The organism is Streptomyces sp. GC420, from assembly GCF_009916105.1.
Lineage (GTDB): Bacteria > Actinomycetota > Actinomycetes > Streptomycetales > Streptomycetaceae > Streptomyces.
This window is the reverse complement of sequence record NZ_JAAAXQ010000295.1, coordinates 1-10,708: the sequence shown is the minus strand read 5'-3', so window position 1 is coordinate 10,708 and position 10,708 is coordinate 1. Positions and strand designations below refer to the sequence as shown.

At 71.6% G+C, this 10,708-nt stretch carries 6 protein-coding genes; 5 read left to right on the top strand and 1 reads right to left on the bottom strand.

Going from position 1 to position 10,708, the window contains the following annotated elements:
* A partial coding sequence (locus GUY61_RS28295; protein ID WP_208106557.1) for a metallophosphoesterase family protein occupies nucleotides 1–1,278 on the bottom strand: 1,278 nt, incomplete at its 3' end.
* A 196-nt stretch (nucleotides 1,279–1,474) separates the two neighbouring features.
* Here GUY61_RS28295 and GUY61_RS28290 point away from each other — a divergent pair.
* From GUY61_RS28290 to GUY61_RS28270, 5 genes are all read left to right on the top strand, one after another.
* Nucleotides 1,475–2,518, top strand: a complete 1,044-nt coding sequence (locus GUY61_RS28290; RefSeq protein WP_166633094.1) for a 3-isopropylmalate dehydrogenase — start codon at nucleotides 1,475–1,477, stop codon at nucleotides 2,516–2,518.
* Nucleotides 2,519–2,759: 241 nt separating this feature from the next.
* On the top strand, nucleotides 2,760–3,848 hold the full coding sequence (locus GUY61_RS28285; RefSeq protein ID WP_166633093.1) for a branched-chain amino acid aminotransferase: 1,089 nt from the start codon (nucleotides 2,760–2,762) through the stop codon (nucleotides 3,846–3,848).
* Nucleotides 3,849–4,291: 443 nt separating this feature from the next.
* Nucleotides 4,292–5,920, top strand: coding sequence for a citramalate synthase (gene cimA, locus GUY61_RS28280; RefSeq protein WP_166633092.1), 1,629 nt, complete (start codon nucleotides 4,292–4,294; stop codon nucleotides 5,918–5,920).
* Between the two features lie 82 nt (nucleotides 5,921–6,002).
* Nucleotides 6,003–7,322: a hypothetical protein gene (locus tag GUY61_RS28275; protein ID WP_166633091.1), complete on the top strand. Its 1,320-nt coding sequence runs from the start codon at nucleotides 6,003–6,005 to the stop codon at nucleotides 7,320–7,322.
* A gap of 287 nt (nucleotides 7,323–7,609) precedes the next feature.
* A complete protein-coding gene (locus GUY61_RS28270; protein WP_166633090.1) occupies nucleotides 7,610–10,696 on the top strand; it encodes a glycoside hydrolase family 3 N-terminal domain-containing protein in 3,087 nt (1,028 codons plus the stop codon).
* Nucleotides 10,697–10,708 lie beyond the last annotated feature (12 nt).

The following is a 10,708-nucleotide window of genomic DNA, read 5'->3' as shown; positions in this document are numbered from 1 at the left end:
CCCGCGGATCGCGTCGGTCCGCTCGTAGACGTGGTTGTGGCCGTTGATCACCAGGTCCACCCGGTGTTTCGCGAACAGCGGCACCCAGGCGTCCCGTACGCCGCCGTCGGAGGCGTGGGCGGATGTCGAGTAGGCGCAGTGGTGGAAGAAGACCACGACGAAGTCGATCCCGTCCCGTGCCCGCAGCTCGCCGAGCCGCCGGTCCAGCCAGGCGGTCTGCCTGCCGTCCGTGCAGCCCCTGTTGACGGGGATCTCGTACGAGACGTCGTTCGCGTCCAGCGCCACGACGGCCACATTGCCGTAGCAGAACGAGTAGACGCCCGGGGCCTTCGCGGCGTTCGGGCCGTTGTCCGGCAGCGACCAGCGGGCCGACTGCCCGCCGTAGCCGTTCGGCGAGTACCACGCCTCCATGTCGTGGTTGCCGGTGGTCACCATCCACGGGACCCGGGAGGCCACGCTTTCCGTCTGCGCCAGGAACTGGTCCCACACCCGGGCGTCGTAGACGTCGTCCTCCCGGCCGTGACCGGTGGTGTCGGCGTAGCAGATGTCACCCGCGTGCAGGTGGAAGGACGGGTTCTGGCCCATGATCACCTGGTCGTTGGCGAGCGCGTGGTAGCTCACGCCCTGGTCGCCGAAGGCCGTGAACACGAACCGCCCGGGCGTGGCGGGCGCGGTGCGGAAGGAGCCCACGGTCCCCATCCGCTCGGGCGCCGCCGGGTCGAACCCCCGGTGCCCGACGCCGTAGTAGTACGTCGTCCCCGGCCGCAGGCCGTCGAGCGCGGCGTGCAGGTGGAACTGGTCGACGGCCGGCAGCCTGGAGGAGAGGGCGGGGGTGTGCAGGGTGCGCACCTCGGCCTCGATCCGCCGGTCGAGTTCCCAGGGCTTCAGTCCCACCCTGACGAACGGCCGGCGCACCGCGAACGGCACCTGCCAGGAGATCCGCATCTGCGTCTTCGGGTCGGCGCCGAAGGCGAGATGCCGCCCGAAGGGCGCGACCAGCGCGCCGTCGACCCTGGCCGTGACGCCCTCGGGGACCAGGGTGGGGGAGGAACCGGCGCGGCCCTCGCCGCCGGCTCCCGTGCAGCCTGACAGGCCGAGCCCGCCGGCGGCGAGGCCGCCGAGCAGCACGCTGCGCCGGGGGACGGCGGTGCGGCGGTGCTCGGCACGCAGGTACTCGTGCTGCTCGGGCATGCTCATCCGGCGGGCGAGCCGCTCCGGAATGCCGGTCCTGGGGAGGTCGGGGTTCCCGGGCGCCGCGTCCCGGCGTGATGCGCTCATGGTGCGAACCTTCCACCGGCCGCGGCCCTCGTGGCGTACGCGGGGTGAACGGAACGCGGCATTTCGGCATTCGGCCGGAAGGCCGGCGCGTACGGCCCGCACGGCCGCCCGCCCGCCGTCCGGTGGGTGTGCGCCCTGGTGTCCGCAATGTGGACTGTGCGTGTCACCGGATGGGACGGGAGGTAGGGTCTGTGCCATGTCTCGCAGCATCGATCTCGCAGTGATCCCCGGCGACGGAATCGGCCAGGAAGTCGTGGCCCAGGGCCTCAAGGTCCTCTCGGCCGTCCTGCCGCAGGACGTCAAGCTGGAGACCAGGGAATACGACCTCGGCGCCCAGCGCTGGCACCGCACCGGAGAGACCCTCCCGGACGCGGAACTCGTCTCCCTCAAGCAGCACGACGCCATCCTGCTCGGTGCCGTCGGCGACCCGTCAGTCCCCAGCGGTGTGCTGGAGCGGGGTCTGCTGCTGAAGCTGCGCTTCGCCTTCGACCACTATGTGAACCTGCGTCCGTCGAAGCTCTTCCCCAACACCGCGACCCCGCTGGCCGGCCGCCCCGACATCGACTTCGTCGTCGTCCGCGAGGGCACCGAGGGCCCGTACACGGGCAACGGCGGCTCCTTGCGCACGGGTACGCCCGCCGAGGTCGCCACCGAGGTCAGCGTCAACACGGCGTACGGCGTGGAGCGGGTGGTCCGCGACGCGTACGACCGGGCCAACGCGCGCCCCCGCAAGAAGCTGACGCTCGTCCACAAGAACAACGTCCTCGTCCACGCGGGCAGCATGTGGACGAAGATCTTCAACAAGGTCGGCGAGGAGTACCCCGCGGTCACCACCGACTACCTGCACGTCGACGCCGCGACGATCTTCATGGTCACGCAGCCCGAGCGTTTCGACGTGATCGTCACCGACAACCTCTTCGGTGACATCCTCACGGACCTGGCCGCCGCCGTCACCGGCGGTATCGGGCTCGCCGCCTCCGGCAACATCAACCCGACGCGCGAGTTCCCGTCCATGTTCGAGCCGGTGCACGGCTCCGCGCCCGACATCGCGGGCACCGGCAAGGCCGACCCCACCGCCACGATCCTGTCCGTGGCGCTGCTCCTGCGCCACCTCGGGTACGAGTCCGAGGCCGCCCGCATCGAGGAGGCGGTCGCCGCCGACCTCTCCGAGCGCGACGGCGCCACGACGCGTACGACGGACGAGATCGGCGACGCGCTCGCGGTACGAGTAGCGAGCTGACCCGTCGACTTCATTTCACACAGCCGCCGGGTCGTACAGACGCCCGGCGGCTGTTCAGTTCATGCGGCCGGGTGCGACCATCGACCATGGACCGTTTTCACTCCTGTTTCCGCCTGCCCGGCCCCGGGCGATAATCCGAACGGGGCCGCGGCGGGACGGGAAGCTCGGACGTCCTAGTACACGCAGCAGTACGAGGAGTGAGCGCGGTCCGCCACACACAACCGGTGAAGGACACGCACTCATGACGACGCCCACGACGATCGAGCTCAAGCCCTCCTCGCATCCGCTGTCCGACGCGGATCGCGAGGCGATCCTGGCCAACCCCGGGTTCGGCCGCCACTTCACCGACCACATGGTGACGATCAAGTGGACCGAGGGCCGCGGCTGGCACGACGCCGAGCTGGTTCCGTACGCGCCGCTGTCCATCGACCCCGCCAACATGACGCTGCACTACGCGCAGACGATCTTCGAGGGGCTGAAGGCGTACCGCCGCCCCGACGGGACCGTGGCCACCTTCCGGCCCTTCGCCAACGCCGAGCGCTTCAACGCCTCCGCCCGCCGCATGGCCATGCCCGAACTGCCCGCCGAGCTCTTCGTCGAGGCCTGCGACGCCCTGGTCAAGCAGGACAAGGCATGGGTCCCGGGCGGCGGTGAGGAGACCCTCTACCTGCGGCCCTTCATGTTCGCCACCGAGGTCGGCCTGGGCGTGCGTCCGTCCAACTCCTACCTCTTCATCGTCATCGCCTCCCCCTCCGCCCCGTTCTTCGCGGGCGGCGTGAAGCCGGTCACCGTCTGGCTGAGCGAGGAGTACGTCCGCGCCGTCAAGGGCGGCACCGGCGCAGCCAAGACCGGCGGCAACTACGCGGCCTCCCTCGCCGCCCAGGCCGAGGCCGCCGGCCACGGCTGCCACCAGGTGGTCTGGCTCGACGCGGTCGAGCACCGCTGGGTCGAGGAGATGGGCGGCATGAACCTGTACTTCGTCTACGGCGACCGCATCGTCACCCCCGAGCTCACCGGCTCCCTCCTGCCGGGCATCACCCGCGACTCGCTGCTCACCCTCGCGAGGGATCTCGGCTACAGCGCCGAGGAGCGCCGGATCTCCACCGAGGACTGGGAGCGGGACACCGCCGACGGGACCCTGACCGAGGTCTTCGCGTGCGGCACCGCCGCCGTGATCACCCCGGTGGGTGCCGTCAAGTCCCGCCGTGCCGACTGGACGCAGGGCGACGGGCAGCCGGGCGAGGTCACGATGAAGCTCCGCAAGGCCCTGCTCGACGTCCAGACGGGCCTGGCCCCCGACACCTACGGCTGGATGCACGAACTGGGCTGACCCGGGGCCCCTTCACCGGTGAGGGCCGCCCCCGCCCCGCAACCGCGGGCCCGGGGGCGGCCGTTCGGTACGGGCCGGCCGCACGGGGACCGCCCCCGCCGACGCCCGGCCGCCCCGGCGCGGGGGGCGCCGTCATTCGGGCGGCTGCCCGCATGGTGAGACTCCGCTACACCGCGTTCCGGGATGTGGCAGACTGCCACCGTGCTCTCGTTCGCCACGATTATTGGCAGCAGGCGCGCCGGTCCGCAGTGACCGCCCCGTACCCCACCAGTACGTACGGGCGGACACCCTCGTCCTCGACCCGCGCGCAGACCTCTCGCACCCGCGAGAGGTTTTTTCGTTTCCCGGCCCCATCACGGCAGGGACGAAGCGTGAGGGATGATTGGGAGGACGGTGGAACCGGTCATTCCGGTAGACCGAATCCGACACAGGAGCCAGACGAGATGACGGACGCACCCGACGACAATCAGCACAGCACCCCCCGGGTCGACGACACCTTCCACGTCTTCGACACCACGCTGCGCGACGGCGCGCAGCGCGAGGGGATCAACCTCACCGTCGCGGACAAGCTGACGATCGCCCGGCACCTGGACGACTTCGGCGTGGGCTACATCGAGGGAGGCTGGCCCGGCGCCAACCCCCGCGACACCGAGTTCTTCGCCCGCGCACGGGCCGAGATCGACTTCAAGCACGCCACCCTGGTCGCCTTCGGCGCCACCCGCCGCGCGGGCGCCAGGGCAGAGGAGGACCCGCAGGTCGCGGCGCTGCTCGAGTCCGGTGCCCCGGTGGTGACCCTGGTCGCCAAGTCCCACGACCGCCATGTCGAGCTCGCCCTGCGCACCACCCTGGACGAGAACCTGGAGATGGTCCGCGACACCGTCTCCTACCTGCGCTCGCAGGGCCGCCGGGTCTTCGTCGACTGCGAGCACTTCTTCGACGGCTACCGCGCCAACCCCGAGTACGCCAAGCAGGTCGTGCGGGCCGCCGCGGAGGCCGGCGCCGAGGTCGTCATCCTCTGCGACACCAACGGCGGCATGCTCCCCGCCCAGATCCAGGCCGTCGTCTCCACCGTGCTGGCCGACACCGGGGCCCGCCTCGGCATCCACGCCCAGGACGACACCGGCTGCGCGGTCGCCAACACCCTTGCCGCCGTCGACGCGGGCGCCACACACGTCCAGTGCACCGCCAACGGCTACGGCGAGCGGGTCGGCAACGCCAACCTCTTCCCCGTGGTGGCGGCCCTGGAGCTGAAGTACGGCAAGAAGGTGCTCCCCGAGGGCGCGCTCGCCGAGATGACGCGGATCTCCCACGCCATCGCCGAGGTCGTCAACCTCACGCCCTCCACCCACCAGCCCTACGTCGGTGTCTCCGCCTTCGCGCACAAGGCGGGACTGCACGCCTCAGCCATCAAGGTCGACCCGGACCTGTACCAGCACATCGATCCCGAGCTGGTCGGCAACACCATGCGGATGCTGGTCTCCGACATGGCCGGGCGCGCCTCCATCGAGCTCAAGGGCAAGGAACTGGGCGTCGACCTCGGCGGCGACCGGGAAGTCGTCGGCCGGGTCGTGGAGCGCGTCAAGGAACGCGAGCTCGAGGGCTACACCTACGAGGCCGCCGACGCCTCCTTCGAGCTGCTGCTCCGCTCGGAGGTGGAGGGCCGGCCGCTGAGCTTCTTCCGCACGGAGTCCTGGCGTGCCATCGTCGAGGACCGCCCCGACGGCACCCACGCCAACGAGGCCACCGTGAAGATGTGGGCCAAGGGCGAGCGGATCGTCGCCACCGCCGAGGGCAACGGCCCGGTCAACGCCCTCGACCTCGCCATGCGCGTCGGCCTGGAGCGGATCTACCCGCAGCTCGCCAAGCTGGAGCTGGTCGACTACAAGGTCCGCATCCTGGAGGGCAAGCACGGCACGCAGTCCACGACCCGGGTGCTGATCACCACCAGCGACGGCGACGGCGAGTGGTCCACGGTCGGTGTCGGCGAGAACGTCATCGCCGCCTCGTGGCAGGCACTGGAGGACGCGTACACCTACGGCCTGCTGCGGGCCGGGGCCGTACCGGCCGAGTAGCACCGGCCGAGCGGTGCCGGCCGGGCAGAACCGGCGGGCACCGGCGCCGGGTGGAACTCCGGAAAAGTCGTAGCCTCGAAGTATGAAAGCTGCGGCATGGCGAGTACTGATCGTACCGATGCTGGCCGCGGCGGCCGCGCTGCTCCCACCGGCCGCCGCCGCCGGGGCCGCGACGGGGCTGGAACGCGCTGCCGCGGCCCTCGAGGAAGGGCCCGTGTACGTCGACCCACGGGCCTCGGACCAGCTGTCCGACACCCAGGCCGACGCGCTGGAGCGGAAGATCGAGAACGCGGACAAGCCCGTCTTCGTGGCCGTCCTGCCCGCGAACTCCGACTTCCCGCCGGACAACCTGCTGCGCAACCTGCGTACCGAGGTCGGCATCACCGGCGTCTACGCGATACGGCTGGGCGACGGCTTCGACGCCGCCGCCGACCGGACCGTGCTGTCCAACCAGGCGGTCGACAACATCACCACCGCCGTGAAGGCCACCCCGGTCGACGCCGAGACCCAGCTGAACAACTTCGTCGACCAGGCCCTCGCCCAGGCCCGCGGCACCGCCCCGGCGAGCTGGAACTCCTCTGCCGCGGACGAGGGCGTCCCGGTCGGCGGGCTCGTCACCCTCGGGGCCGTCCTGGCGGCCGGCGGCGCCGGCGCCTACGCCCTGAGCCGCCGCAGCCGGCGTCGCCGGGAGGAGGAGGAACAGGCCGCGCTGGAGAAGGTGCGGGTCGTCGTGGACGAGGACATCACCGCCTTCGGCGAGGAACTCGACCGGCTCGACTTCCACCCGGGCGAGCCGGGTGCCACCGACGCGATGCGCTCCGACTACGAGAAGGCCCTCGACTCGTACGACCGGGCGAAGACGCGGATGGCGGCCGCCCGGCGGCCCGACGACGTCCGCGAGGTGACCGAGGCGCTCGAGGACGGCCGGTTCGCACTGGCCGTGCTCGCCGCCCGCCGCGCCGGCTTCAAGGAGGGGGAACTGCCCGAACGGCGTCCGCCCTGCTTCTTCGACCCGCGCCACGGGCCCTCGGCGCAGGACGTCCCCTGGACCCCGGCCGGCGGAGCCGCCCGCGACGTCCCGGTGTGCGCCGCCGACGCGGCCCGGCTCGCCGAGGGCGAGGACCCCGTGATCCGCACCGTCGACACACCCTACGGGCGGCGTCCCTACTGGGAGGCCGGACCGGCGTACGGGCCCTGGGCCGGCGGCTACTTCGGCGGCGGCATACTGCCCGGCCTCCTCATCGGCACCATGCTCGGCAGCGCGATGAGCGGCCCCGCCCACGGGGGCGACTTCGGCGGCTTCGAGGGCGGCGACACCTCGGGCGGCGACTTCTTCTCCGGTGACTTCGGAGGCGGTGACTTCGGAGGCGGCGGAGGCTTCGACGGCGGCGGCGGCTTCTGAGGCCGGCCGCCTCTGCGGCCCCCGCCCGCCCGGGGCGCCGGTGGTGGACGCCTTCCGCAGCGGTATCCCGTGGCGGAGGAGAGAGTCCCTGTCCGCCGCCCGCACCCGGTGGCCGCGCTCGGCCGCGTTCAGAGATTGAACGAGTAACGGCCCCAAGGGTCACGCAAGTTGGCTCCGTACCACTTCTGGTTCAAAGTCTTGACGGCGCTCGGGCCGCTCAGTTAACTCACGCCGTGAACTAAGTGGATGGATCGTGGACCCAGCCGGCGCCGACCAAAGGGAAATCCATGCGCAAGGCACAGCCCGCACGAACTCCCGCACGCCCGCTCACCCTCCGCAGAACCGCCCTGCTCGCCGCGGCCGCCGTCCTCACCGGCCTGCTGCCGCTGGCCTCCGCCGGCGCGGCCTCCGCCGAGGACCCCGCCCCCGTCTCCGTCGACCGCTTCGAGGGCGAGGTCCCCTTCGCCCAGCCGCCCGCCGAGGGCATCTTCACCTGGGGCGGCGACGCCGACGACCACCCCGCCCTCGAACTCGCGGAACGCTCCGACGCCCCGGAGGGCGGCAAGGTCCTCGAAGGCTCGTACGACATCGACAACTGGGGCGGCTTCACCCACGACTTCGCCTTCGACCGGCCCGCCCACGACTGGACCGCACACCAGGGCATCCGCTTCTGGTGGTACGGCCAGAACACCGCGCCCCTGCCGCCCGGTTCGGGGAAGCGCATCAACTTCGAACTGAAGGACGGCGGCGCCAACGGCGAGGCATCCGAACTCTGGACGACCTCCTTCACGGACGACTGGGAGGGCTGGCACCTCGTCGAGATCCCGTTCTCCCGGTTCGAGTACCGCACCGACTACCAGCCCGTCGGCGGCATCGACCAGGTCCTCGGACTCAACGAGATCTGGGGCTACGCCCTGACCCTGCCCACCGGGCAGCCGGGCCGGTTCGCCCTCGACCACGTCGAGCTGTACGGCAGGGCCGACCCCGCGCTGAAGGCCAAGGTCGTCACCGACGCCGCCGTCCACCCCGTGAAGGAGGGCGCCACGGCGGACGTCGAGATCTCCGTCGCCACCACCGGCTCCGGCCCGATCGACGAGCCCGTGACGGTCGAGTACACCACCGAGGGCGGAAGTGCCACGGCGGGGAAGGACTTCACCCCCGTGACCGGCACGGTCACCTTCCCCGCGGGCACTCCCTCCGGCACCTCCCGCACGATCTCCGTCGCCACGCTCGGCGACCGCGGCGCCGAGGCCGCCGAGACCGTACCGCTGAGGCTGACGGTCACCGGCGCCGCGGCCCCCGCCGAGAACCCGCAGGTCGTCATCGACGCCCACGGCCTGCCGTACCTCGACCCGAAGCTGCCGGTGAAGAAGCGGGTCGAGGACCTGCTGGGCCGGATGAGCCTCGCGGAGAAGGCCGGGCAGATGACCCAGGCCGAGCGCAACGCGCTGAGGACACCGGGCGACATCGCCGCGTACGGTCTGGGCTCGCTGCTCTCCGGCGGCGGTTCGGTGCCGACGCCGAACGCGCCCGAGGCCTGGGCGAAGATGGTGGACGCATACCAACTGCGCGCACGGGCCACCCGCTTCCAGATTCCGCTGATCTACGGCGTGGACGCGGTCCACGGCCACAACAACGTCATCGGCTCCACGATCCTGCCGCACAACATCGGCATCGGGGCCACGCGCGACACCGGGCTCGCCGAGCGCACCGGTGCCGTGACCGCCGCCGAGGTCCGGGCCACCGGCATCCCCTGGGACTTCGCGCCCTGCCTGTGCGTCACCCGCGACGAGCGCTGGGGCCGCTCGTACGAGGCGTTCGGCGAGGACCCGGCCCTGGTCACCGCCATGGAGACGGTCATCAGGGGCATGCAGGGTGCCGCGAACGGCAAGGACCTCGACCGGGCCGACAAGGTCCTGACCACCGCCAAGCACTTCGTGGGCGACGGCGGCACCGGGTTCGGAACCTCCAGCACCGGCTCGTACACCATCGACCAGGGCGTCACCCGGGTCACCCGGCAGGAACTGGAGGCCGTGCACCTCTCGCCGTACCGGGACGCGGTGAGGAAGTACGGCGTGGGGACGGTCATGCCGTCCTACTCCTCCGTCGACATCGTCGGCGACGACGCCGGACCGGTGAAGATGCACGCCCACGCCGAACTGATCAACGGGGTCCTCAAGGACCGGATGGGCTTCAAGGGCTTCGTCATCAGCGACTGGCAGGCCATCGACCAGATCCCCGGCGACTACGCATCCGACGTCCGCACGTCGGTCAACGCCGGCCTCGACATGATCATGGTGCCGACGGCCTACCGGGACTTCCACGCGACCCTCGTCGACGAGGTCGAGGCGGGCCGCGTTCCGCGGTCCCGGATCGACGACGCGGTGTCCCGGATCCTGGAGCAGAAGTTCAGGCTCGGACTGATCGAGAAGCCGTACGCCGACACCTCCCGGCTGTCGCGGATCGGCTCCGGCGCGCACCGGGCCGTGGCCCGGGAGGCGGCCGCCAAGTCACAGGTCCTGCTGAAGAACACCGGCCGGGTGTTCCCGCTCGAGCCTTCCCAGAAGGTGTACGTCGCGGGCTCCAACGCGGACGACCTGGGCAACCAGGCGGGCGGCTGGACCATCAGCTGGCAGGGCTCGTCGGGCGACATCACCGAGGGCACGACGATCCTGGAGGCGATGCGGAAGCGGGACGCGGACCTCACGTACTCCAAGGACGCGTCCGAACCGCTCGAAGGCCACGACGTGGGCGTGGTCGTCGTCGGCGAGACGCCGTACGCGGAGGGCGTCGGCGACGTCGGAAACGGCCACGACCTGGAGCTCTCCGCCGCCGACAGGGCAGCAGTCGACAAAGTGTGCGCCGCCATGGAGTGCGCGGTCCTCATCGTCTCCGGCCGCCCCCAGCTCATCGGCGACCGCCTCGGCGACATCGACGCCCTCGTCGCCTCCTGGCTGCCGGGCACCGAGGGCGACGGCGTCGCGGACGTGCTCTACGGGCAGCGGGGCTTCACCGGCCGGCTCCCGGTGACCTGGCCGAAGTCGGAGGCACAGCTGCCGGTCAACGTGGGCGACGCGGCGTACGACCCGCAGTTCCCCTTCGGCTGGGGCCTCACCACCCTCCGCCCGGCCGTCCCCGGCGGCGCAGGCGCCCTCAGGGCCCTGGCCGCCGCCGCGAAGCACGCGGACGCGGACTCGGCGGCCGGCAGGGAGATCGCCGCGGCCGCCCGCGACGTCGTCCAGCGCGCCATGGCAGGTGAGATCACCGAGGCCTCCGCGAAGCCCTTCGCGGAGGCCGATCACCTGCTGCTCACCGGTGACCTGCCGGGCGCGCTCGCGAAGCTGGCCACCGCCTACCGCGCGGCCACGACCTGACCCTTTCCTACC

Bases quoted from the DNA above. Each gene is read 5' to 3' on its own strand.
- GUY61_RS28270 (WP_166633090.1), top strand. From the start codon at position 7,610: ATGCGCAAGGCACAGCCCGCACGAACTCCCGCACGCCCGCTCACCCTC.
- GUY61_RS28290 (WP_166633094.1), top strand. From the start codon at position 1,475: ATGTCTCGCAGCATCGATCTCGCAGTGATCCCCGGCGACGGAATCGGC.
- GUY61_RS28285 (WP_166633093.1), top strand. From the start codon at position 2,760: ATGACGACGCCCACGACGATCGAGCTCAAGCCCTCCTCGCATCCGCTG.
- GUY61_RS28275 (WP_166633091.1), top strand. From the start codon at position 6,003: ATGAAAGCTGCGGCATGGCGAGTACTGATCGTACCGATGCTGGCCGCG.
- cimA (WP_166633092.1), top strand. From the start codon at position 4,292: ATGACGGACGCACCCGACGACAATCAGCACAGCACCCCCCGGGTCGAC.